The sequence below is a fragment of the Fictibacillus nanhaiensis genome, from assembly GCF_023715445.1.
Taxonomy (GTDB): domain Bacteria; phylum Bacillota; class Bacilli; order Bacillales; family Fictibacillaceae; genus Fictibacillus; species Fictibacillus nanhaiensis_D.
Genome location: NZ_JAMBOD010000010.1, coordinates 13,653 through 36,940, shown reverse-complemented (window position 1 = coordinate 36,940; position 23,288 = coordinate 13,653). Strand labels below are relative to the sequence as shown.

Here is a 23,288-nt window from a genome sequence, read left to right as displayed (position 1 = left end):
CACCACCTTATCAACCATTTTTACCGTTATATGGTGATTTTAACGAAAAGATTCGTAAATAAAACACGGCACGGATAATGTCCGTGCCGTGTGTACAAATTTGGTCAATTTGTATTTGTATGGGGTCTGTCCCCCGCTCTAGTCGTTGCGGAAGAAGCCGTAGATGCCTTGTGTGTGAATGATGTTTGTAAAGGCATTAGGATCAACTTCTTTTAGAACGAGCTCCAAATCATAAAGTTCATAGCGTGTTATTACAATCATCAGCATTTCTTTCTCATGATTGGAGAATGCCCCTTTTGCCGGGATGATGGTTATTCCTCGAACCATTCTTCCATGAATAGCTTCTTGAATCTCTTTCCCTTTCTTCGTTACGATCATTGCTGTGAGTTTTTCATGACGAGTATGTACGGCGTCGATAACTCGTGAAGAAACATAAAGAGCGACTAATGTATAAAGTGCTTTTTCCCAGCCGAATAAAAATCCTGCGGCCATGATGATCAATCCGTTTAATATGAAAAAGTAGCCGCCGATCGGTTTGTTTTTCATCCGTGACAGAACCATCGCAATAATGTCTAATCCACCTGTAGATGCTCCATATTTTAATGTAACCCCGACACCTAACGCTGCGATTACACCGCCAAATACAGCGTTTAGCAAGATATCTGTTGATACCACGGTAATCGGAACAATCTCTAAAAAAAATGTGATCATTATTACACTTAAAAAGCTGTATATCGTAAATGATTTTCCTACTTTTAACCAGCCAAGTACCGTAACTGGAATATTAAAGATTAAATATAAAATACCCGTTGAGATAGGAAATGCCGTATTTTCAAGCAGTGACGATATGAGCTGCGCTACCCCCGTAAATCCGCTAGCATAGACTTTCGCTGGAATTAAAAACATGTTAAGTGAAATTGCATTTAAAATCGCTCCAACTATTATAAAAAAAATGGTTTTCATTTCATTTATTCCAAGTTCAGAAATCCGAAAACGTTCTTTTATCATGTGAGCCCCTCCTTTCAATGTCCAAGATTCATTTTTAACAGAAAATGCAGAACACCGTCAATAGCGAAAATCACTTTTTTCTGGAACATGAAGATTGCCTTTTCATTCCATCACAAGTTAAACTATAGAAAAAGCCAAGCAGGTGAAATGAAATGATTCATATTATTACAGATACGGGTTCAGATCTGCCAAAACAACTTTTGGACGAATACGATATTACAATGCTTCCTTTAGTTGTACAGTTGAATAACGAAGAATACTTAGACCGCTCAAACATTGAACCAAAACAGCTTTATACTCATATGAAAGATGGAGCTGTGCCAAAAACCTCACAAGTACCACCTGCCCTTATCAAAGAAACCTTAAGTTCCTTTGCAAAGAACGGGAAACAGGCCATATACATAACTTTATCTTCAGGAATAAGCGGCACTTACCAAACAGCTGTACTCATGAAAAATGAAGTATTAGAAGAATATCCTGATGCCCAAATCGAAGTTTTTGATAGTCAGGCAGCCTCCCTTGGTTATGGACTGATGGTCTATGAAGCGGCAAAAGAATCAAAAGAAGGAAAAACATTTAACGAAATCATGCAAACGCTTCAGCATTATCAGAAACATCTTGAATCTATTTTTACCGTTGATGACCTTGAATATTTATTGCGGGGCGGCCGAGTAAGTAAAACTGCAGCCGTAATGGGTGCACTTCTAAAGATTAAGCCTGTGCTGCATATGGAGGACGGCAAGCTTTTCCCTCTTGAAAAATTGCGAGGAAAAAAGAAAGTTTTAGGCCGCATGGTAGAAATCATGAAGGAACGTGCAGGTTCACTTGATGATATTACAATAGGAATCAGCCATGCAGATGACACAGAAACCGCTCAAGCGCTGAAAGAACTGATCATAGAAGAAACAGGAAATCGAAATATCTTGATCACGATGATAGGGTGCGCCATTGGGGCACATGCAGGGCCAGGGACAATTGCTTTATTCTTCTTAAATACACCTAACAAAGTTTCTTGAAACATGATGTATAATGTATTTCCTTCTGACAGATGTTAGAAACAGGAGGGATATGTAATGACACACCGTTATACGAAAGATGACAATAAAAGACCCGAAGACAATCAGGCAATGAATCAGCTAAAAAATGAAGCTGAACTCGAGATTAAGCAAAAAGGTAAACAGCCTTATTCTAAAAAGCCTGATCATCTATAACCTTTATTAAAATAAAAAGGCTCCCTGTATTGGGAGCTTTTTCAATTTATACAGTTGGGAATTTTATGGTAAAGCAAGTAAATTCCTCTCTAGATTTCACTTCAATGGTTCCGTTGTGTTTTTCAACAATCTGTTTACATACAGACAATCCTAAGCCCGTTCCCAGTGACTTCGTTGTAACAAAAGGCTGAAAAACATTCTCCAGCAAGTATTCCGGAATCGGATTTCCATTATTACAAATCGATAACTCTGCGGTGTCACCTTTGCCTCTTTTCAGCTTAACCTCTATATTACGTTCCCCATTCCATTCGCTTAACTCTTCCACAGCATTCACAAGAATGTTCAATAGTACCTGCTTAATTTGCGAGCTGTCACCTTCAATATAAACTTCATCACATAAATCTGTATGAATCATGATATTGGTTTCAGTAAATCGCGGATACATGAATTCTAGCATCTCTTGTAAAAGAGTGGTTAACGGTACCTCAACGAGCTTATCTTCCAAGCCTCTCATTTTAGATAAATATAAAAATTGGCTGATTTTCTCTTCAAGACTTTGCATCTCATTCTGAATGATTTCAAAGTAGTATTCAGATTGATCAGTTCTCTCCAGTTCTCTTTGCAGCAAATAAATAAATCCTTTTACAGAGGTGAGAGGATTACGGAATTCATGTGCAAAGCTTGCGGCGATCTGCCCCAGCATCGTTAAACGGTCATGATGCATCTCCTGGATGAACTGATTTTTCCTGTCTATGATTGAATCTTTTAATGCTGTATAGTCTTTCACACTCAAGTACAGAAGATGATCGAAGTAACGCTGCATCTTAAGGACACCTTCACCTTTTTCATGCTCGTTTAATAAGGAACACATTAAAAGCTCATAAACAATGCTTCGGCCGATGTTTATATTATGCACGAAATCTCCTATATTTGCTTTTGCTTCGATACGCTCTTTCGCCATCTTGCTGGTAAGATCACCTACCCTGTCGAGTGATCCTGTTTCCAAGTAATCAATCAATTCTAAGATGGTTTGATGGCCATTCTTTTTAACTTCTTCATAAAAAGGATCATTCTGTGGCAACAGCACATTTTCCAGCCACTTTTCTACAATACTTGATTTTTGTTTACTCAGGAACATAGCCAGTTCTTTATTGATTTCAGTATGTGTACTGCTATCCATGTAATCACCCTTTTATATAACAATCTCTGTCATACATTATGAACGAATTTATATGATTCTACAATCTATTGTCGAAATGTATATAAAAGTTGGAAAAAAATACATGAGGTTTATTTTAATGGAAATCAAACACTAAGTAATAAATTGAAGGCGAAAGGATGGTTGCCATGCATACGATGTGGAAAGGTGCAATAAGCTTCGGACTTGTAAACATACCGATCAAGCTGTTTGCAGCCACTGAAAATAAAGATATTAAAATGAGATATTTACATGAAAAGTGTCATAGCCCCGTTCAATATGAAAAGATATGTCCTGTATGTGAAGAAACAGTGGACTCCAAAGAAATCGTAAAAGGTTATGAATATGAACCCGGAAAATTTGTCGTTGTAGAAAAAGAAGAGCTCGATGAACTGGCTGGGGTTTCTGATAAATCGATCGAGATTATTGATTTTATTCAGTTGGAAGAAATTGATCCGATCTTTTACAATCGTTCCTATTTTATAGGACCTGGGGAAAATGGAACAAAGTCTTTTGCTTTACTGAAAAAAGCAATGGAAGACACAGGTAAAATCGGACTTGCTAAGTTCACACTTCGATCTAAAGAGCATCTTGCTGCAGTACGCGTTTATAAAAACGGCTTAGTCTTGGAAACAATCTTTTATCCGGATGAAGTAAGAAATGTAGACCACGTTCCTGGATTAACAGATGAAGTTTCACTAAACGAGAAAGAATTAGAAATGGCAAAACAGCTCATTGAACAATTAACCGCACCATTTGAACCAGAAAAATATGAAGACGAATACAGAGAAGCCGTGCTTGAGTTGATCAACAGCAAGATTTCCGGTGATGAAGTGAAAGTAGCGAAAGAAAAACCAAAAACGAATGTTGTTGATCTAATGGAAGCTCTACAAGCTTCTATCAATGAGAGCAAAGGAAAAGAGCCAAAGAAAAAAGAAGCAAAACAAAAAGATACTGCCGAGAACAAAGCAGGCGAAGAAAAGAAAACAAAAAAGAAAAAATCTACGGCTAAAAAGAAAGCTTCCAGTTCATGATTTCAGCTTTTCTAAAACCAATGCTGCCTACTCTCTCAGAAGAACTGCCTACAGGAGAAGAATGGGTGTATGAAGTAAAATATGATGGATTCAGATGTCTGCTTTATTGGGATCACTCCAATATTATAATGACATCGAGAAACGGCCATCAGCTGCATCATATCTTTCCAGAAGTTCCAACCTATTTAAAGCATTATAAAGACAAGCTTAACCATCTCTTCCCTCTCTTATTGGATGGTGAGCTGTGTATTTTAGAAAACCCATTTAAAGCAAGCTTTGAACAAATTCAAAAAAGAGGAAGGCTGAAACAAACAGATCGAATCTCGCAGGCTTCAAAAAGCTATCCTTCTTCTTTTTGTGCATTTGATTTGCTTGCATCCGAAGGTAAGTACATTTACCATGAACTTTTTTTAAAAAGGAAAGAAAAATTGGCACATGTCTTTGAAAAAATGGATGTTGATCTTAATCAAATAATGCCAGCCTCACAAATGAATTTCATACCGTTCTCTACTGATAAAAAACTCATAGAGGATAGAGTCCGCTCTCATAAAAGTGAAGGCATCGTTGCAAAGAATATAAGGAACAAATGGATAGCAGGCAACAGAACAAATCACTGGATCAAAGTTAAAAACTTAAAGTATAGTACGTTCATTCTAATGGGATACGATACAGAAAATGGCTTTTTTCATGTAGGTGTCATTAAAGATTCTCAAATCACCTTCGTTGGACTTTTTTCTCACGGAATTTCTTCGGAAGAAAAAGAAGCTTTAATCCAAATCGTGAAAAAAAATCAAAGTGGAAGATCAGGTGCATTGATTATGATTGAGCCTTCGTTATGTGTAGAGCTTTCATTTTTAGAAATTTACAAAGAGCAACTAAGACAGCCGCGTTTTTATCGATTTCGATTCGATTTGAACTGGGAGGATTGCACATGGGAAAACCTGCAAAAGAACAGTTGAATCTTCAGGTAAACGGTGAGATTGTTACACTGACAAGTCCTGATAAACCTCTTTGGCCGAAACATAATATTGTTAAGATCGAATACATCAACTATTTAACCCAAATCGCACCGTATATGCTTCCCTTTTTAAAAAACCGTGCACTAACCGTTATCAGATATCCTCATGGAGTTGGGGATGAACGATTTTATCAAAAAAATTGTCCTGACTACGCACCGGATTATGTACAAACCGTTTTAGATGAAAATATCAATTATATCGTCTGCAACAACCTTCCTACCCTGTTATGGCTTGGAAATCAGCTAGCGTTTGAGTTCCATATTCCCTTCCGGACATCTGACACATCCCGTCCGTCAGAGATTGTATTGGATCTTGACCCGCCATCAAGGGACGAATTTCAGCTTTCTGTGGACGCTGCTTTAATGATAAAAGAAGTTTGCGAAAACCTTCGCCTCAAGACCTTCATAAAAACAAGCGGAAACAAAGGGATGCAGATCTACATTCCTCTGCCAGAGAATGAGATCACCTTTGATGAGTCCCGGTTATTTACTCAATTTCTTGCTCATTATTTGATTGAACGGGAACCTCGTTGGTTTACAATTGAACGGTTAAAAAAGAATCGCGGGAATAAGTGTTATATCGATTACATTCAGCATGCTGAAGGCAAAACGATTATTGCTCCCTATTCTGCTAGAGGAAATGAAGATGGTCTAGTGGCAGCGCCTCTGTTTTGGGATGAGGTAAACCAATCATTAAAACCAGAACAATTTCCGTTAACAATCATACAAGATAGAATTAAGAATTCCGGTGATCCCTTTAAAGAGTTCTTTTCATCGAAAAAAAAGCAGCCAATTTCTCCTGTTATAAAAGCATTAAAAGAAAAAAGCCTTTAGTCGATGACACCAAGTTCATCAGCTAGAGGCTTTTTATCATGACTAATTTATCTTTTTACAAGACTGACGCTCTACAAGCTCAAATGGTACAGCGACACGCTTTGCTGGTTTGCCAGGCGTTTGAATGCACTCCAATAATCCCTTTGCTGCTTCATATCCAAGCTTGAAAATATTGATGTCAACGGAGGTTAAGGCAGGAGAAGAAAGTTCTGAAAGCATTACATTGTTAAAGCTTAATAATGAAATATCTTCCGGAACACTTAATCCTAATTCATTCAGCGTACTTAACACACCAAATGACATAAGATCATCCATCACAAGCAAAGCTGTTGGCGGGTTTTCCAAAGCTAAGAGTTCTTTCACGGCCTCTTGACCGCCTTCTTTTAAAAACTCTTCATGAACGATATATTCATCTTTGTATGGAAGACCTGCATTACGTATCGCTTTTTCATAACCTAACAGACGATCAATCGTTACAACGAGGTTTAAGTCCCCCCCAACAAAACCAATTCGCTCATGGCCCAGTGAAATAAGATGTTCTGTCATTTCCTGTCCTGCTTTAAAGTTGTCATTATCAATATGGGTAATCGTGTCCGAATTTTTAAACGGCTTTCCGATTACGGTAAAAGGAAAGTTTTGTTCTTGCAGATAGCACATAATCCTATCATCTACACGGGAGTATAACATGACGATACCGTCAACACGGCGTCCTTGGACCATGTGGATAACACCTTCAAAAATTTCTTCCTCCGTCTTACCGGTAGACATATAAAGAGCATATTCCTGCTCGTGTGCCATCGTACTTATTCCCCTGATCACTTCAGGAAAGAACGGGTTCTGAAAGGCTTTGTCTGCAGAACTAGGCATGACGAGACCGATTGCCTGCGTGCTTCTGTTTGCAAGACTTCTTGCATTAAAGTTAGGATGATAGCCAAGGTAGTCCATTGCTTCTTTTACTTTTCGTTTTGTTTTTTCTGATATTCGGGGATTGTTGGCAATAACCCTGGATACCGTTGAAGGAGCAACATCTGCTAATTTCGCTACATCTTTAATGGTAACTGACATAATTGAGTCCTCCTTTCAGACTAATACTCTTGTTGTATACGCTTTCTTAATCCCTCATAATTGTATAGAATCATTAGGAAAAAAGATATATTTAATTAAGTCCTTATTCGTTTTCGATAAAGAAATATAAGAAACCCGATCATAAATACAGCCGCCGCTCCTAATACCGTAAACATAATGGGACTGCCTTTGTCTTTTTGCAGCAGGTAAACGTGTGCTGCTTCTCCTTTAAGAAAGAGTTCAGCTTTTTCACCCTTCACATTAACCGTATCCTTAGTCATTACATCCAGAAGATCGTGTTTTTGCAGATCCCTATCAGAAAAGGAAACTGTGCCATCTTTTTTATCGTTGTTAAAAACAATAAAGACCGTTTCATTTTTGTATGATCTTTTAAAGACCGCTTTTGCTCGATCTTCTTTTATCAAGGAGAAATCTCCCCTGCGAAGTGCAGGATGTTTTTGTCTAAGTTCCCCAAGTTTAGCCGTGAATGTCTCTATCTCTTTATTTTGATCAAAGTCCATCATGCGGCGGTTATCTGGATCTTTAGCACCATCCATCATATGCTCCGTTCCTTGGTACAAAATCGGAATTCCAGGAGCTGTATATAGATAGGTGAGCGCCATTTTCAATCTTTTTTCAGGGTCCTCTTGCTTCAATAGTACTTCACGTACAAATCTGATATTGTCATGATTATCTATGAAGTTTCCTAGCATATATGGGTCTTCGTAATAGTATTTATTTCGTTCCCACACAGAGTTCAGCTCAGAAAGCGATTGTCCGGTTTGCCTGAAAATCCTTACCATCTCATTAAACAAAGGATAATCTACAAAAGACTGGATACCAGCCTTATTGTATTCGGCAATGTATCTTGGATCGTTATGCCAAACTTCTCCGATTAAGTAGAAGTCTGGTTTCACCTTTTTAACACGCTCTGAAAATTCTATCCAAAAATTCTTTGGTACATGCTTAACCGTATCTAACCGGTAGCCGTCAATATCAGTTTCTTTTATCCAATATTCAGCCATATCCAGCAAGTAGTTTCTAGTTTCGGGATTCTCAGTATTTAAATCTGGCAGTCCTGCAAGCCAGCCGTTCTCTACGTTTTCCTGATTATCCCAGTTCGTAATTTCCTCTTGAGGATGAAACCAGTCTTGTTTGGCAGGGTCGTTCTGCCAAGGATGTTTATAGCCTGTGTGATTGACTACAAGATCTAAGATTACTTTAATATTAAGGTCATGCGCTTCTTTTACGAGTATCTTCAAATCTTCTTTTGATCCAAAATGTTCTTCAGTGTCGTAAAAATCTTCTGTCCAGTAACCATGATAACCCCGTTCCTCATTCTTCATAACGGGTGTCATCCAGATGGCGGTTACCCCCATTTTTTTGAGGTAATCAAGTTTTTCGGTAACACCTTTAAAATCTCCCCCGTGGTATGCCGACGGGTCTTTTGTATCTACTTCAAAATCATTGCGTTTATCACCATTATGAAACCGGTCTATCATAATAAAATAGATCGTTTCATCTTTCCATGACCGCTCTTCCTTTTTTTCTGCAAGCGCTTTATTTTGTACAGATAAAAAAAGAAGAAACGACAAGCCCAAGATCCTCATCTTTTTGCCCATCGCCGTTCCTCCTTGATCGCCGTGCTTTTAACCCTTTGTACCGCCTGCCGTTAAACCAGAAATAAAGTATCGCTGGAGGGATAAGAAAAGTAATCCGATAGGAATCGCAATTAATACCGAACCGGCGGCAAATACTGTAAAGCTGTTACCGAATTCATTCTTAATCATGTTAAACAGACCTACAGCAAGGGTCATCTTTTCATCAGAACTAATCAGAATGGATGCTAAGATAAAGTCTGCAAACGGTGAAATGAAACTAAATAGTGCAATAACCGCAAGGATCGGCTTCGATAGAGGCAGGATAATCTGCCAGAAAATACGGAAGTGTCCAGCACCATCTATACGCGCGGATTCGTCCAATTCTTTTGGAATCGTATCGTAATAGTTTTTTGCAAGATACGTGTTCATCGGAATCAATCCACCCACATATACAAGAATTAAAGCTAAGTGCGTATCTAACAGCCCTACTTGAAAAGCAAGAATATAGATTGCTAAGATCGCAACGAATTGCGGAATCATCTGCAATATCAGGAATAACATTAAACCATTCTTTCGTCCTACAAATTTATATCTTGAAAAAGCATAAGCAGTAAGACCGATAAAGATAACGGAAAGCACCATTGTAATAAAGCAAATTTTCAGCGTGTTCCAATACCAGATCAAATAATCAGTTTCTGTAAAAAGCTTTTTATAATGAGCAAGTGTTGCGTTCTCAGGTATAATTGTCGAACTTGATAACGTATTACCAGGGTTAAAAGAAGAACCGATAACCCATATAATCGGATAGATAACAATAGCAACAGCTGACAATAAGACAAGATAGGACAGCGTTAACCGGATTCTTTTTGCTGTTTTTATACTCATATTAAATCATTCCTTCGTCCTTAAATGATTTCGTCTTTCTAAACTGCCAAAGAGCAAGCGAAACGATAATTAATGATAATAACACGGTTACAGCTGCAGCCTTACTGTATTGAGCAGATGTCATCGTTAAGTTATAGATCCATGAAATTAAGATATCTGTCCCTCCGGCATTTTGTTCAGCTACTGCAGGACCGCCATTATTAAAGAGATAAATAACGTTAAAGTTATTGAAGTTAAATGTGTACTGAGTAATTAGAATAGGTGCAGTTGTGAATAAGATCATCGGAAGTGTGATCTTACGGAACTTATCCCAGTTTGATGCACCGTCAACCGTCGCTGCTTCGTACAATTCACCCGGAATGGATTGAAGCACTCCCGTTGTCATTGCCATAATGAACGGGAATCCAAGCCAGGATTGTATAAAGATCAGGGCAATCTTCGTATAGAATGGATCTGTCAGCCAAGGTATGGAATCGATTCCAAGAGGTGCTAAAAGATCTTTGTTAATTGCTCCGAAAGTGTCATTGAACAAACCTGAGAAAATTAAAATGGATACGAATGCTGGTACTGCCCATGGTAAAATTAATAGTGTTCGAATAACACCTTTAAACTTAATTTCTTTCTGATTTAAAACAACGGCAAGGAAAATGCCGATAGCAACTTGTAGAGTAGTCGCTGTAAACGTCCATATAATGGTCCAGGCAAATACAGAGATAAAAGTTTCACGCCAGATGTCTAATGAAAAGATCTCAATAAAGTTCTTAAATCCTACCCAATCCACAAGTTTTGCTGGTGGTGAGTTGTACAAGTTATAATTCGTAAATGCTAAAAGAAGCATAAAGATAATCGGGAAAATAACTACGAATATTAATAGCAAGAATCCAGGACCAACCATCAAATATGGAAACCCTTTATCGATCACATTGTGGTACTGCTCTTTTAACGAACTAAGTCTTACACCATTGTCACGCTTTTTACCGTTTTGGTATGCGTCATAAAAATTAAAGAAATAAAACCCTAATCCGATTCCAACCACAAGCAATGAAATAACTCCATTAACCAACAAGAATATGGAGTGGTCTCGAGGCACTTCAGTACCAAGGGTTACGATGCCCCAAAGTCCGATATTCAAAAAATCCAGAAAGGCAATAAAGTAACATGCTGCTAAAAATATGAAAGCAAAGCCTTTTATAAACTGTTTGTTATAAAATTGCCCCACTCCTGGAATGATGGACAGCAATGCCGCCGTCTTACGATGTGTCATTACAGGTTTCCCCTTTCTTTTACCCAGTACAATATTGTGTTTTGCTCGAAAGATTTCAGGACCCATTCATCAGCAAAATCTTTCCAACATACACAATAGTGAGAGAAAGCAGTACCTTCGACGTCAGGTACCGCTTTCCCCTTTATTGTTTATTACTTGCTGTGGTTTGCTTTGATGTTTTGTCCAATTGTTTTTACTGCGCTTTCTAGAGCAGCTTTTGGCTCAGACTTGCCAGTAGCAGATAATTGAAGTGCATTTGCTCCTGGTGCCCACACTTCTGCCATCTCAGGAATGTTTGGCATCGGAACTCCACGCTCTGATTGTACAGCTACAGCTTTAGCTGCCTCGTTGTCTGCAATGATTGGGTCCTCCATTAGAGATACAACTGGAGGGATTTCTGCCGTTTTTTCATAACGAGTTTTTGCGCTCTCTTCGTTCGTGATGAACTCAACAAGTTTTGCAGCCCATTCCTGGTTCTCAGAGAAAGCACTTACGTTATAACCTTTAACACCGATGAATGTTTTAACATACTCACCGTTTGGAAGTTTAGGCATTGGTGCAACACCGATATCGATGCCAGCATCCTTGTAGCCTTGGAAAGACCAAGGTCCGTTCATTACTGAAGCAGCTTTTCCTTCTTGGAAAAGACCGTCAATCGTTTGTCCAGCTTTTTCACCGATAATTCCTTTAGGGAATAAGCCGTCTTTATACCAGCTTGTGATGTAGGTTAAACCTTCAACAGCACCTTCATTTGCAAGACCAATATCTTGAGGATCTAGTGTACCGTTGTCATCTTTAAATACATAACCGCCGTAACCAGAAAGAATTCCGTTTGCAAAGTAGAAATCAGTCCAGTTTGCAAGGAAGCCATATTCAGCTCCGCCTTTGTCACCTTTGGAGAAAGCTAGTACATCATCTAAAGACTCAGGCGCGTCTGTCATTTGATTTTTGTTGTAGATAAATACTGGTGTTTCAGTTGATTTTGGAAGACCATAAAGTTTTCCATCGTATGTTAATGCGTTAATGGATGATTCAGTGTAAAGCTTTGTTACATCATCAGAAACTTCGATTGGGGCGATAAGTCCTTCGATCGCTAAAGGCCCAATACGGTCATGCGGTGTTGTAATAACATCTGGTCCTTTTTTAGCAGGTCCGTCAAGACGAAGCTTTTCTTGCTGGTCAAGCATTGGAATTTCTTTAAGCTCAACTTTGATGCCGTGCTTTTCTTCAAACTTCTTGATAGCATCCTTTGTTCCGATCCCTTTTTCCTGATCTTCCCAGATAACCAGCTTTTCTGGCTTTTTGCTATCCGTTTCTTTCTTGCCGCCAGTTGACGAGCTGTCTTCTTGCGGTCCGCAAGCGGCTAAAGCACTTGCAGCAAGAGCAAAAGTTAAAGGCAATGCTAATAACTTTTTCATGAATTGTACCCCCCATTAGATATAAAAATTCAAAGCATACAAACGTTTGCACAGACTAACAAAAAAATATAATGCTGTAGAAGAATGTCGTTTTTTGTCGTTTATGAAAACGATTGCATTACCTGCTCAATTTCATTATACATCTGCTTTTCATTTTTACAATAGTTTTTTATTTTTTTTTGGATTCGCTTTCATAACTCTTGATTTTAACTTTGTAACCGGTTTATACTACTGTCAACAATGTGAAGGCAATGTACATTCTTAAGGGGGTACAACCTAGGTATTATAATAGGTTGTGCCCTCTTTCTATTTCTTTTAGATAACTGTTTTCCTTTGTTTCTATTGGTTTCTAAAAGATTGTGAATTTGCTTCGTTGACAAGTTGATTGGAGCGTAAGGTGCGAGACTCCTGCGGGATTAGGGTGACAGGTGAGACTCCTAACTGAGCATAGCGCAGAGGAGGCTCACCGCACGCCCCGCGGAAAGCGAGCACCTGGAGCGGAAATCAACCACTTCAAGTTTTTCAAAAGAGGGGAGAATGATAAATAATGTTAAAAGAAGCGATCTATCACAGAGCCGGTAATAATTACGCATATGCTTATGATGAAAAAACACTTCATATCCGCCTGCGAATTAAAAAAGGAGACGCCGATAAAGTTTCCTTAATATATGGTGACCCATACGACTGGACGGAAGATGGGTGGCAAACCTCTTCTGCTCCTATGACTCTCAGCGGAACCGATGAATGGTTTGACTATTATTTCATTGAAATTCAGCCGCCATACCGCAGGCTCCGTTACGGGTTTGAGATTTCAAGCGGTGATGATACCCTTGTTTATACAGAAAAAGGCTTTTTTGATCAAGCGCCGTTTGATGATACTGCCTATTACTTCTGCTTCCCTTTCTTAAATGCTATCGATGTATTCCGTGCTCCTTCCTGGGTAAAGGATACGGTTTGGTATCAAATCTTTCCTGAGCGTTTTGCGAATGGAGATACGAGCAATGACCCAGAAGGTGCTGTCCCATGGGGCAGCGAAGAACCTAAACCAACTAATTTCTTTGGAGGAGATTTCCAAGGAGTGATCGATCATATTGACCACCTTGTCAAGCTAGGTGTAACAGGTATCTACTTTACTCCGATTTTTAAAGCAAAATCGAATCATAAATACGATACGATCGATTATTTGGAAATTGATCCTCAGTTTGGTGATAAAGAAACATTCAAAAAGCTTGTAAAAGTGTGTCATGAAAACGGCATTAAAGTTATGCTCGATGCGGTATTTAATCATAGCGGCTACTATTTTGAACCTTTCCAGGACGTACTGAAAAATGAAGAGAACTCCCGCTATAAAAATTGGTTCCATTTAAGAGAGTTTCCTATTGTTACTGAACCGCGCCCTAACTATGATACGTTCGCATTCGAAAAATCGATGCCGAAACTAAATACCGAAAACCCTGAAGTCCGAAAATATTTATTAAAGGTTGCACGCTACTGGGTTGAAGAATTTGACATCGATGGCTGGAGACTTGACGTAGCGAATGAAGTGGATCACTCGTTCTGGAGGGAATTCAGAACGGCAGTCAAGACTGTGAAACCTGAGGCATATATATTAGGAGAAATCTGGCATGATTCAATGAACTGGCTCCAGGGAGACCAGTTTGACGCAGTCATGAACTATCCTTTTACAAATGCCGCCCTAGATTTTATTGCAAAAGAAACAATTGACGCAAAGGTTTTTGCGGAAAAAATCACTTCAGTTATGCACATGTATCCGGAAAATGTGAACGAAGCAGCATTTAACCTACTTGGGTCTCATGACACAAAGCGTGTATTAACTTCTTGCGATGGCAACAAAGAGAAAATGAAACTTCTTTTTCTTCTAATGCTGACGTTTAAAGGAACGCCATGTATTTATTATGGAGATGAAATTGGGATGTCGGGGGAAATGGACCCTGGATGCAGAAAATGTATGGAATGGGATGAAGAAAAGCAGGATCATGAATTGTTCGGTCATATCCAGTCACTTCTTTCTCTTCGCAAGCAGCATAAAGTTTTAGCGAACGAAGGGAAATTGACATTTGTTTCTGCTAAAGACAAAGTCCTTGTCTATGAAAAATCCTCGTATGAAGATAGCTTCTTAATTGTACTAAATGCTGGAGATAAACCTGCAGAGCACTCATTTATTGTGCCTCTGGATTATCAATTAGTCCTTGGGTCTCCAGGTGCAGAGTCAATGCCTGCATATGGTTTCAGCGTTTATAGAAAAAATTAAAAATATCAGTCCCCTTACCTTAAAAAGTAAGGGGATTTCATTTCATATGCCATATTTTCCTGCTACAATAGGTAAATATTCAAACATACAGATGGAGAGGGATATACATGAAAGGAAATAAAGCCGCTAAGCTTTCCCTTTTTGCCATTACGTGGCCCATTTTCATAGAAATATTGCTTCACATGCTGATGGGTAACGCTGATACGCTCATGCTAAGCCAATATTCAGATCACTCCGTTGCTGCAGTTGGTCTTACGAATCAGCTATTATCGATTGTAATTGTGATGTTTGGTTTTGTTGCAACTGGTGCAAGCGTAGTCATTGCCCAAGCGGTGGGTGCTAAACTTGAAAAAACGGCAGCTGAAGTTGCTGTTGTATCCATAGTCGCCAATTTGCTGTTCGGTTTACTTTTAAGCGGTGCGTTGCTCATTTGGGGTGATGTCTTTTTAAAGTGGATGAATACTCCTTCCGAATTGATGGAAGAGGCTTCGATCTATTTATTAATTGTAGGCGGATTTTCTTTTATACAGTCAGTCATTATGACGATCGGTGCAGCAATCCGCAGCTACGGATTTACGAAGGATGCTATGTATGTCACCATCGGAATGAACATCCTAAATGTGATCGGAAACTACCTATTTATATTCGGTGCGTTTGGATTCCCGGTTCTTGGTGTTGAAGGCGTCGCGATCTCAACTTCATTCAGCCGGTTTCTAGGATTGGTTGTCATTTTGTATTTATTGTTCAAAAGGTCTTCTATTCCGCTTCCCTTTGATAAATCATTCAAATTGTTTCCGCTTCATATTAAGAGTGTCCTGAAAATCGGGCTTCCGGCTGCTGGTGAACATCTTTCCTACAGCGGGTCTCAAATGGTTATCACATTCTTTATTACTTTGCTTGGTACAACTGCCTTAACTACAAAAGTCTATACATTCAACATTATGATGTTTATCTTCTTGTTTGCTGTTGCAATCGGCCAAGGTACACAAATCTTAATCGGACATATGATTGGTGCAAAGTCTTATGATTCTGCTTATAAAACTTGTTTAAAAAGCCAGACATATGCCATGATCATCAGTTTTTTAATGGCTGGAGTCGCTTCCCTTTTTGCAAAACCGCTTCTTTCGATTTTTACCGATAATCCAGAGATCATAAAAGAAGGTACAATTTTGCTGTACTTAACACTTTTGCTGGAACCTGGCCGTTCATTCAACCTCGTTATCATATCCAGTTTAAGAGCAGCGGGTGATGTGAAGTTCCCTGTTGTGATGGGCGTTATCTCCATGTGGGGTGTAAGTGTAACTCTTGCTTACCTTCTTGGAATCATCTTCGACCTCGGATTAGCAGGAATATGGCTTGCCTTTATTGCAGACGAATGGCTGCGCGGTCTCTTCATGTTATCAAGATGGCGAAAACGGAAATGGCAGAATAAATTTATGGTTCGTTCGGCTGAGGCAACAGCTTAAACGATGACTGGCTATCGCACTTTGTCGAAAATCGTGTTAATTGAAATTAACGTGGGATTCTAGTCGTTTTTCGTGGGAATATTCAAATTAACGTGGGATTAAAGTGATTTTACGTGGGATTATTTTATAATGATTACTCCACACGGACAATATGCGCACAATGTCTTTCTCCAGAATACAAGCGGCCACTCAAGAGTGTGTTTTCTTCTAAGAATGGCCGCTTATTTTTATTAATCTATGATATTTATATTATAGTCACTTAGCCAGCTATCGATTTGAGCCAGATGTGCCATAAGCTGAGGTCCTGTCATCAATTGTCCGAACCACGGTTCCCTGAAAGTCTCACCATTCGTATCTATGATCCGCTGAACTTTTGCTTTGTTCAACACTTCAAAAAGAGGTGAATTTTTCTTTTTTACGATGCATTGCAGCCAGTCTTTTACGCCGTCCGTATACTCGGGATGAAAGGTTTTTGGATATGGACTTTTCTTTCGGTACAAAACTTCATCCGGAAGCAAGCCTGTTAATGCTTTTCTCAGAATCCCCTTCTCTCTTCCAGCAAGCATTTTCATCTCCCAAGGGATATTCCACGCATATTCTACAATTCTATGATCAGCAAAAGGCACCCTTACCTCTAAGCTCGCTCCCATACTCATACGGTCTTTGCGATCTAGCAATGTTGTCATGAACCAAAGCATATTCAAGTAAAATATTTCACGCCGTCTTGCTTCTAATCTTGTTTCCCCTTCCAGTACAGGAGTTTCTTTTACTGTTTCTTCATATTTCTGCTGAACATATGATGCAAGGTTCAGCTTTTCTGCCCATGAATCCTGAAGAAGATTCTGCCTTGCTTCTGTTGAACGCATCCACGGAAACATCTCCCGATTCATGAGTTCTTCTTTATGAAACCATGGATATCCGCCAAAAATTTCGTCAGCACATTCTCCAGATAATGCTACTGTAGACTGCGGCTTAATCTGCCGGCAGAACCATAAAAGGGAAGAATCTACATCTGCCATGCCTGGAAGATCGCGCACCGTTACGGCTTCACGTAAATGATTGATTAATAGCTCGTTATCGATCACACAGCTATGATGGGTAGAACCCGTCGCTTCTACCATTTTATTAATCCAATGAGCATCTGAGTTCGGCTGATAATCACTCGCTTTAAAATATTTATCATTGTCTTCATAATCGATGCTGAAAGTATGAAGTTCCCCTTTGTTTTCTTCTTTAAAGTGCTTGGCTGCAATAGCCGTAATCGCGCTTGAGTCCAGACCACCTGATAAGAATGTACAGACCGGCACATCTGCAACAAGCTGGCGGGTAACCGCATCTTTTACTAGTGTACCTACGTTATCGATCGTTTCTTCAAGTGAATGCTCATGAGGTTTGCTTTCTACATTCCAATATCGCCAGATTTTCAGTCCATTCTTTGTGAATGTAGCAGCATGTGCCGGCCGCAGTTCTTTTATACCTTTATAAACTCCGTTCCCTGGTGTTCGGGATGGTCCGAGTCCAAATACTTCTTGAAGCCCTTCCCGGTCAACTTCAGCCTTCATTTCAGGATGAGCCAGAATTGCTTTTATTTCCGATCCAAAAAGAAACATACCGCTCTTTTCCGAATAAAAAAACGGCTTTACCCCTAAACGGTCACGTGCAATGAACAGACTCTCTTTTTCTTCATCCCATATTCCGAAAGCAAAAATACCGTTAAACTTCTCAATACAAGCCTCTCTCCACTCTATATATGAAACAAGCAGTACTTCTGTATCGGAATGCCCTTCGAATGTATAGCCTCGCTGTAAAAGCTCTTTCCTGATATCCTCCGTATTGTACAATTCTCCGTTATAGCAAAGTGTATAATTATTGTTGTTCTTTTTTCTGCTCATCGGCTGAACGCCGCCTTCGATATCAACAACTGCAAGACGAGCGTGGCCAAATCCCGCATGGGTTGTGCTCCAAACATTCAATGCATCTGGTCCTCTTTTGGATAAAGGTGTAGCCATTTTTAACAGCACATTCTTTTCATGGGTGAGGTTACGATTCCAATCTGCCCAGCCGGTTATTCCGCACATTGGTTTCATCCTTTCTATGCAAACTGCAATTACATTACGTATGCCCAATACTTAACATATGCCTTTATCCTTGTACGGGTGTTATAAAATATTTGTGCAAGTTCTTCCATCTTGTATATAATGAATCTATATTTCAGAAGATAAAGGTGATCATTTAATGCCACAGTCGAAGTTTTTTCGTATCGGTTACGGATTGCTCCTCATTTTTCTTATTATTTTAGTAGGGACGAAGATTGATTTTATATTCAGACCGATCGTCGTTCTTGTACAAACGTTATTTTTCCCTTTCTTGCTAGGGGGAGTGCTGTACTATTTGTTCAGACCCGTTGTTCAGTTTTTACATAAAAGGAACGTACCTAAGGCTTTATCCATATTGTTAATCTATTTATTGGCCATCGGATTGTTTGTCTTATTGTTCTATTCGATAGGTCCTATATTACAAAGACAGGTTAGCAACCTAATAGAAAACACACCGGCGTTAATTGATGCGATCCGCTCAAAGCTAAATGACCTTCAGCAAAATGAATGGGTAAATCGATTCCAGGAAAGTGAACAGTTCGACGTTAAGGAAGTTTCTGAAAAAGTTACAGCTTACTTATCGAATAGTGTTCAAACGATAGGAACGAATATTGCAAATTTCATCGGAATTATTACAAACATCATCATGATTTTTGTAACTGTACCTTTTATCCTTTATTACATGCTAAAAGAAGGTGAAAAAGCACCGCAGATGGTGCTTCAGACATTGCCTGAAAAACAGCGTAATAATGGAACAAAGATCTTAAAAGATATGGACATCGCGCTAAGCTCTTACATTCAAGGGCAAATATTAGTCAGTGTATGTGTAGGAACGATGCTGTACATTGGATATTTGATTATCGGCATAGAGTATTCATTGATTTTAGCGATTATCGCTATGTTTACAAATGTAATACCATTTTTGGGTCCTATCATCGGAGTAGTGCCTGCCTTAATCGTAGCCATTGTCGATTCCCCTGCTATGGTAATCAAAGTACTGATTGTTATGGTGATCGCGCAGCAAATTGAAGGAAATGTTATTTCCCCGCAAGTCATGGGTAAAAAACTAGACATCCATCCGCTTACGATCATTTCGATCTTGCTCGTAGCCGGAAGCCTAGGCGGATTGCTCGGTTTGATATTAGCAGTACCCGTATATGCCGTATTGAAGGTTATCGTGCTGCATACGTACAGACTGATTAACTTAAGAAGAGAAAAGAATGAATTAAGAGATTAAAGAGAGCACCGAGGAATCGGTGCTCTTTTTGTGTGGCGCTGTATTTCACGAAATGCGCCCGTATAACTCGGATGGCGAGCATAAATCTTGCTGAACGAGCATAAATTTCGCTGAACGAGCATAAATCTCGCTGAACAAGCATAAAACCTGTATCCTTTTCAATCTGGCAAAGTAAAAACACACCATTTCCACTTAAATGGTGTGTCTACATTAAACTTATTTTGCTTCCTGAGGCTCTTTATCGTAAATCGGCACCCAGCCTTCTTTTGATTTAAAGATTCGCACTGCCACTACCTTTCGATCTTCTTGCAATGTGAAATAATGACGGTAATTTTCAGGAACTGAGATAAGATCGCCTGGCTCAAGCTCTACATCAAAGAATCTTCCGTTCGGTCCTTCAATCGCAAAGATCCCGTGCCCCGAAACAATGAAACGTACTTCGTCATCTGTATGATGGTGCTCTGCCAGGAAGTTTTTCAACAGTTCATCCAGATTTGGTGTTACTTGAGAAAGTGAGATCACATCTGATGTTACATAACCTCTGCGTGCTGAAATATCAGCGATCTCGCTCTTGAACGTTTGAAGCACTTCTTCTTTTTCTTCATCTGTTAACGCATAGTTCTCACGAAGATTTTCCGGAAGTTTTTCGATATCCCATTTTTCATAAATTACTTCCTGTGAATTTAAGTAAGCTTCTACTTCACTTTGGTTTTCGATTCTTTCGTTGTTATCATGAAATCTTAATTGTGCCATGTTTAACGCCTCCATATGAGTTGAATTTTGGTTTTCTAGATAAAAATGATAATGTTTGAAGTTTTATATGATAAGAGAAAAGAAATTCAAAAGCTTCTAAATGCTTTTTCGCTTCAAAAGCATTTTTTCCCCAAACCGTAATTCCGTGATTTCGAATCAACACTGCCTTCGTATCAGGTTTTATAACCCCTGCTACTGCTTCTGAAAGCTTTTCTAAGTCTGCATAATTCTCTACGATTGGAACAGTGATGCTTCCGTCTTCTTCCCAAATTCCGAAAGCTTTAATAAGTTCCTGCCTCTGAAACGTGATCTCTCCGGCATCCCCGTATAACTCAGAGATTAAGTTGTTGTCTACTGTATGAACGTGTAAACAGCAGCCTGCATCTGTTAACCGGTATACTTCACAATGGATGCCTGTTTCTGCAGATGCTTTCAGCCCAGTCTGTTCAACTGGTTTTCCATCTCCATCAACGAGCAAAAAATCTTCGGATGTTCGCTTCGTTTTATCTTTGCCGCTAGCAGAAACAAAAAAGGTGATTGGTTCATCGTCAACTTTTATGGATACATTTCCACTTGTTCCTGGAAACCAGTTTCTTGCAGCTAACTCATCTTTCACATCAGCCAGCTCATTCCAGCGTTGTTCATGTTTCGTCAACTTTTTACCTCCTCTTTTTCTAATGCATGGATAACATCAAAAAATGTCTCAAAAGGTGTATATGGAATTTTGTTTTCAACACATTTCTCAATCAAGTAGTCTCTTGCAAAAACTACATCTGCTAGCTTTGAGGCTTGCAGGTCTGTGATGGAATCACCAATCACTATTTTTTGATAACCAGAATATTTATTCTCCAGCTTTCGAATAACGGAAGGCTTGCAGCAGCCGCAATCATTGTGGCAGAACGCATCACATTTATTCTGCCACGTAATTTTGATTTGCTCTCCAGAAAAATCACTATGATTGCAAATGATTTGATCAGGATTCAGTTTATTTTTCAGCACAGGGTGAACAAAGAAATCGATGCCTCCGCTAACGATATAAAGCGGAATGTTTTCTTGCTTCGTAAAATCTATAAATTCTTGAAATCCATCTCTAATTTTGGAACGGGTTAAAACAAACTCAATGATTTCCTCCTTTTTGTCAGAAGAAATCCGTGAAAACATTTTCCCTACTCCTTCTCGTATAGAGATGTTTTCGTTTAAAATATCGTTCACGATCGGCTGCCATCCATCCGGAGCGAACTCTTCCATTATGGCTACAATATTGTCTTTTTCGGTTACTGTTCCGTCAAAATCGCAGAAAATAACTTTGCGCGTCATGTGACCGGCACCCCGCCCCATAGCTCCAAAGCCTTATGAAGTTCAGGGTGTTTCTCGGCGTAGTTTTCAAGGTCTTCACCTTTGACTACCGATTCTACTGCTTGCCGGAAAGCTCGTGCACCGCCCGCAGCTCCGTCTGGATGACCATGAACACCTCCGCCTGCATTAATGACACTGTCCACTCCAAAATCATTAAACAATACAGGAGTTAGTCCCGGATGTATTCCAGCTGAAGGTACAGGAAATGATCTTTTCAACTTGATCTTTTCAGTCGTTAAAGCTTCAGCGATGCTTAGCGTTTCACTGCGATCAAGCGCTACACTTCCATATGGTGAAGGGAATAATACTAGATCTGCACCTGCATAGCGTAAAAGTTTCCCGAGCAATACCGAGTAACCAATTCCATACAAGGATGATGAACCGATCGCTCCGGATAACGCCGGATGCGCCATGATTGGAAGAGGAATTTCCTTATCTTCTGCCAGTTCCTGAAGTACATCTGGTCCGTATGACAGCACATTGAACAGCAATGCATTGGCTCCCAAATCAGCTGCACGCCTTGCTTTATCGCGCAGCTCGCTAGTCCTTCCAGTTAAATTCACCGCGTACAGCGTTTTTTCACCCGTTCTGTCTTCTGCCTGCTGAAGCACTTCTTTTGCTGTTTTAATGCGTTCTTCAAAAGGGGTCAGCGGATTTTCAAAAAGGATCTCATCATCTTTTACAAGATCTACTCCGCCAATTGCTTGCTCATAAAGCTGCTGTTTAAAGAATGAAAGATCCTTACCAAGCACTCCTTTAAAAATACTCATCACGAGCGGACGGTTTTGAACACCTAATATATTCCTGATCCCAGCAATTCCGTACTTCGGTCCGGAAAAGCTCGATTCAAGCTGTTTATCAAATTCCAAATCCACGAGCTTAATCTCTCCATCAAGGGACAGTTTGCCAAATACTGTGGTCAAAATCGCAGGAATATCGTTAGAGAAATTTGCAGAAGGATAAGAAATCTTCAGCAATCCTCTCGTTCGCTGGCTTTTTAAAAACCGATCTGCTGTATCGTCACTCTCCAGTTCAACTACGCTTTCAACAACACCTTTATGTTTTCGAAGCTGCTCTTGCTCAAGCTGTGGAAGGTCTGTCCAAGATCCGACAGTCAACCCAAGCGCAATGCCTTCAGCTTTTTTTTCTAAATTTCCTTTTTTGTCATGCACTAAATATGTCGCTGTTACTTTACCCATGTTGATAAAACTCCTTCCGAGCACATTTAAATCCTATGTTCATTTAGAGCAAGTAGGTCGAGGTCGCAGCTTTCCTCTTGCGATTACTCGTCGCAACTCGTAGAATTCGTGCATGAATTGCTCGTCGCCGCTTATCAATGAACATACAAAAAGCCCCTTCACGAGGAAGGGGCGCCAAAAATCCAGTTCCGCTTCCTCTTATCTCTCAGTCTATAAATAGACTGCAAGAATTAGCACCGTTTTCAGCTAAAACATTAGCTGAATGGTTGCCGGGTTTCATCGGGCTAGTCCCTCCACCTGCTCTTAATAAGAGTACAAATTGTTAGAATATAATTTTAATTGTGATTATGACAGGGCATGAAGAATCTGTCAA

Annotated in this window: 20 protein-coding genes and 1 riboswitch; of the genes, 8 read left to right on the top strand and 12 right to left on the bottom strand. The window is 39.5% G+C overall.

Features of this window, described 5'->3' with window-relative positions; genetic code table 11:
• Positions 1 to 138: 138 nt before the first annotated feature.
• A complete protein-coding gene (locus tag M3196_RS19140; protein WP_251323979.1) occupies positions 139 to 963 on the bottom strand; it encodes a YitT family protein in 825 nt (274 codons plus the stop codon).
• Between the two features lie 197 nt (positions 964 to 1,160).
• On the opposite strand from M3196_RS19140, the gene M3196_RS19135 reads away from it, so the two are divergent.
• Together M3196_RS19135 and M3196_RS19130 are read left to right on the top strand one after the other, a co-directional pair.
• A complete protein-coding gene (locus M3196_RS19135) occupies positions 1,161 to 2,024 on the top strand; it encodes a DegV family protein (protein ID WP_251323947.1) in 864 nt (287 codons plus the stop codon).
• A 57-nt stretch (positions 2,025 to 2,081) separates the two neighbouring features.
• Positions 2,082 to 2,219: a hypothetical protein gene (locus tag M3196_RS19130; RefSeq protein ID WP_172827342.1), complete on the top strand. Its 138-nt coding sequence runs from the start codon at positions 2,082 to 2,084 to the stop codon at positions 2,217 to 2,219.
• Positions 2,220 to 2,265: 46 nt separating this feature from the next.
• Here the strand turns inward: M3196_RS19130 and M3196_RS19125 are convergent, their stop codons facing one another.
• Positions 2,266 to 3,399 carry a histidine kinase N-terminal domain-containing protein gene (locus tag M3196_RS19125; RefSeq protein WP_251323946.1) on the bottom strand — a complete coding sequence of 378 codons (1,134 nt, stop codon included), beginning with the start codon at positions 3,397 to 3,399 and terminating at the stop codon, positions 2,266 to 2,268.
• A gap of 167 nt (positions 3,400 to 3,566) precedes the next feature.
• Between M3196_RS19125 and M3196_RS19120 the strand changes: the two genes are divergently transcribed.
• From M3196_RS19120 to ligD, 3 genes are read left to right on the top strand one after another with little or no spacing between them, the layout of a single operon-like run.
• On the top strand, positions 3,567 to 4,451 hold the full coding sequence (locus tag M3196_RS19120) for a Ku protein (RefSeq protein ID WP_251323945.1): 885 nt from the start codon (positions 3,567 to 3,569) through the stop codon (positions 4,449 to 4,451).
• A complete protein-coding gene (locus M3196_RS19115; RefSeq protein ID WP_251323944.1) occupies positions 4,448 to 5,410 on the top strand; it encodes an RNA ligase family protein in 963 nt (320 codons plus the stop codon). Before M3196_RS19120 ends, M3196_RS19115 begins: the two co-directional genes overlap by 4 nt.
• Complete coding sequence (ligD, locus tag M3196_RS19110; protein ID WP_251323943.1) at positions 5,383 to 6,303, top strand: non-homologous end-joining DNA ligase; 921 nt, start codon at positions 5,383 to 5,385, stop codon at positions 6,301 to 6,303. Before M3196_RS19115 ends, ligD begins: the two co-directional genes overlap by 28 nt.
• Before the next feature lie 42 nt (positions 6,304 to 6,345).
• On the opposite strand, the gene M3196_RS19105 is transcribed toward ligD, so the two are convergent.
• The 5 genes from M3196_RS19105 to M3196_RS19085 form a co-directional block, all read right to left on the bottom strand.
• Positions 6,346 to 7,368 carry a LacI family DNA-binding transcriptional regulator gene (locus tag M3196_RS19105; RefSeq protein WP_251323942.1) on the bottom strand — a complete coding sequence of 341 codons (1,023 nt, stop codon included), beginning with the start codon at positions 7,366 to 7,368 and terminating at the stop codon, positions 6,346 to 6,348.
• A gap of 95 nt (positions 7,369 to 7,463) precedes the next feature.
• Positions 7,464 to 8,990, bottom strand: a complete 1,527-nt coding sequence (locus M3196_RS19100) for an alpha-amylase family glycosyl hydrolase (RefSeq protein ID WP_251323941.1) — start codon at positions 8,988 to 8,990, stop codon at positions 7,464 to 7,466.
• Between the two features lie 27 nt (positions 8,991 to 9,017).
• The gene (locus M3196_RS19095; RefSeq protein ID WP_251323940.1) at positions 9,018 to 9,854 is read right to left on the bottom strand and encodes a sugar ABC transporter permease; all 837 of its coding nucleotides are present in this window, start codon (positions 9,852 to 9,854) and stop codon (positions 9,018 to 9,020) included.
• A 1-nt stretch (position 9,855) separates the two neighbouring features.
• On the bottom strand, positions 9,856 to 11,118 hold the full coding sequence (locus tag M3196_RS19090) for a carbohydrate ABC transporter permease (RefSeq protein WP_251323939.1): 1,263 nt from the start codon (positions 11,116 to 11,118) through the stop codon (positions 9,856 to 9,858).
• 152 nt (positions 11,119 to 11,270) lie between these two features.
• A complete protein-coding gene (locus M3196_RS19085) occupies positions 11,271 to 12,536 on the bottom strand; it encodes an extracellular solute-binding protein (protein ID WP_251323938.1) in 1,266 nt (421 codons plus the stop codon).
• Between the two features lie 547 nt (positions 12,537 to 13,083).
• On the opposite strand from M3196_RS19085, the gene M3196_RS19080 reads away from it, so the two are divergent.
• The gene (locus tag M3196_RS19080) at positions 13,084 to 14,808 is read left to right on the top strand and encodes a glycoside hydrolase family 13 protein (RefSeq protein WP_425311033.1); all 1,725 of its coding nucleotides are present in this window, start codon (positions 13,084 to 13,086) and stop codon (positions 14,806 to 14,808) included.
• 107 nt (positions 14,809 to 14,915) lie between these two features.
• Positions 14,916 to 16,274 carry an MATE family efflux transporter gene (locus M3196_RS19075; RefSeq protein ID WP_251323937.1) on the top strand — a complete coding sequence of 453 codons (1,359 nt, stop codon included), beginning with the start codon at positions 14,916 to 14,918 and terminating at the stop codon, positions 16,272 to 16,274.
• A gap of 230 nt (positions 16,275 to 16,504) precedes the next feature.
• Here the strand turns inward: M3196_RS19075 and asnB are convergent, their stop codons facing one another.
• Positions 16,505 to 18,352, bottom strand: coding sequence for an asparagine synthase (glutamine-hydrolyzing) (gene asnB, locus M3196_RS19070; protein WP_251323936.1), 1,848 nt, complete (start codon positions 18,350 to 18,352; stop codon positions 16,505 to 16,507).
• A gap of 157 nt (positions 18,353 to 18,509) precedes the next feature.
• Between asnB and M3196_RS19065 the strand changes: the two genes are divergently transcribed.
• A complete protein-coding gene (locus M3196_RS19065) occupies positions 18,510 to 19,607 on the top strand; it encodes an AI-2E family transporter (protein WP_251323935.1) in 1,098 nt (365 codons plus the stop codon).
• 216 nt (positions 19,608 to 19,823) lie between these two features.
• On the opposite strand, the gene M3196_RS19060 is transcribed toward M3196_RS19065, so the two are convergent.
• From M3196_RS19060 to M3196_RS19045, 4 genes are read right to left on the bottom strand one after another with little or no spacing between them, the layout of a single operon-like run.
• On the bottom strand, positions 19,824 to 20,360 hold the full coding sequence (locus M3196_RS19060; protein ID WP_251323934.1) for a 1,2-dihydroxy-3-keto-5-methylthiopentene dioxygenase: 537 nt from the start codon (positions 20,358 to 20,360) through the stop codon (positions 19,824 to 19,826).
• Positions 20,338 to 21,015, bottom strand: a complete 678-nt coding sequence (locus tag M3196_RS19055; RefSeq protein WP_251323933.1) for a methylthioribulose 1-phosphate dehydratase — start codon at positions 21,013 to 21,015, stop codon at positions 20,338 to 20,340. Before M3196_RS19055 ends, M3196_RS19060 begins: the two co-directional genes overlap by 23 nt.
• Positions 21,012 to 21,677, bottom strand: a complete 666-nt coding sequence (locus M3196_RS19050) for a 2-hydroxy-3-keto-5-methylthiopentenyl-1-phosphate phosphatase (protein WP_251323932.1) — start codon at positions 21,675 to 21,677, stop codon at positions 21,012 to 21,014. Before M3196_RS19050 ends, M3196_RS19055 begins: the two co-directional genes overlap by 4 nt.
• Positions 21,674 to 22,915, bottom strand: coding sequence for a 2,3-diketo-5-methylthiopentyl-1-phosphate enolase (locus tag M3196_RS19045; RefSeq protein ID WP_251323931.1), 1,242 nt, complete (start codon positions 22,913 to 22,915; stop codon positions 21,674 to 21,676). Before M3196_RS19045 ends, M3196_RS19050 begins: the two co-directional genes overlap by 4 nt.
• Positions 22,916 to 23,110: 195 nt before the next feature.
• Positions 23,111 to 23,228: riboswitch (SAM riboswitch) on the bottom strand.
• Positions 23,229 to 23,288: the final 60 nt, after the last annotated feature.

Bases quoted from the DNA above. Each gene is read 5' to 3' on its own strand.
- M3196_RS19130 (WP_172827342.1), top strand. From the start codon at position 2,082: ATGACACACCGTTATACGAAAGATGACAATAAAAGACCCGAAGACAAT.
- M3196_RS19075 (WP_251323937.1), top strand. From the start codon at position 14,916: ATGAAAGGAAATAAAGCCGCTAAGCTTTCCCTTTTTGCCATTACGTGG.
- M3196_RS19120 (WP_251323945.1), top strand. From the start codon at position 3,567: ATGCATACGATGTGGAAAGGTGCAATAAGCTTCGGACTTGTAAACATA.
- M3196_RS19125 (WP_251323946.1), bottom strand. From the start codon at position 3,399: ATGGATAGCAGTACACATACTGAAATCAATAAAGAACTGGCTATGTTC.
- M3196_RS19100 (WP_251323941.1), bottom strand. From the start codon at position 8,990: ATGGGCAAAAAGATGAGGATCTTGGGCTTGTCGTTTCTTCTTTTTTTA.
- M3196_RS19060 (WP_251323934.1), bottom strand. From the start codon at position 20,360: ATGGCACAATTAAGATTTCATGATAACAACGAAAGAATCGAAAACCAA.
- M3196_RS19115 (WP_251323944.1), top strand. From the start codon at position 4,448: ATGATTTCAGCTTTTCTAAAACCAATGCTGCCTACTCTCTCAGAAGAA.
- M3196_RS19090 (WP_251323939.1), bottom strand. From the start codon at position 11,118: ATGACACATCGTAAGACGGCGGCATTGCTGTCCATCATTCCAGGAGTG.
- M3196_RS19045 (WP_251323931.1), bottom strand. From the start codon at position 22,915: ATGGGTAAAGTAACAGCGACATATTTAGTGCATGACAAAAAAGGAAAT.
- M3196_RS19105 (WP_251323942.1), bottom strand. From the start codon at position 7,368: ATGTCAGTTACCATTAAAGATGTAGCGAAATTAGCAGATGTTGCTCCT.
- M3196_RS19140 (WP_251323979.1), bottom strand. From the start codon at position 963: ATGAAAACCATTTTTTTTATAATAGTTGGAGCGATTTTAAATGCAATT.
- asnB (WP_251323936.1), bottom strand. From the start codon at position 18,352: ATGTGCGGAATAACCGGCTGGGCAGATTGGAATCGTAACCTCACCCAT.
- M3196_RS19065 (WP_251323935.1), top strand. From the start codon at position 18,510: ATGCCACAGTCGAAGTTTTTTCGTATCGGTTACGGATTGCTCCTCATT.
- ligD (WP_251323943.1), top strand. From the start codon at position 5,383: ATGGGAAAACCTGCAAAAGAACAGTTGAATCTTCAGGTAAACGGTGAG.
- M3196_RS19085 (WP_251323938.1), bottom strand. From the start codon at position 12,536: ATGAAAAAGTTATTAGCATTGCCTTTAACTTTTGCTCTTGCTGCAAGT.
- M3196_RS19135 (WP_251323947.1), top strand. From the start codon at position 1,161: ATGATTCATATTATTACAGATACGGGTTCAGATCTGCCAAAACAACTT.
- M3196_RS19095 (WP_251323940.1), bottom strand. From the start codon at position 9,854: ATGAGTATAAAAACAGCAAAAAGAATCCGGTTAACGCTGTCCTATCTT.
- M3196_RS19050 (WP_251323932.1), bottom strand. From the start codon at position 21,677: ATGACGCGCAAAGTTATTTTCTGCGATTTTGACGGAACAGTAACCGAA.
- M3196_RS19080 (WP_425311033.1), top strand. From the start codon at position 13,084: ATGTTAAAAGAAGCGATCTATCACAGAGCCGGTAATAATTACGCATAT.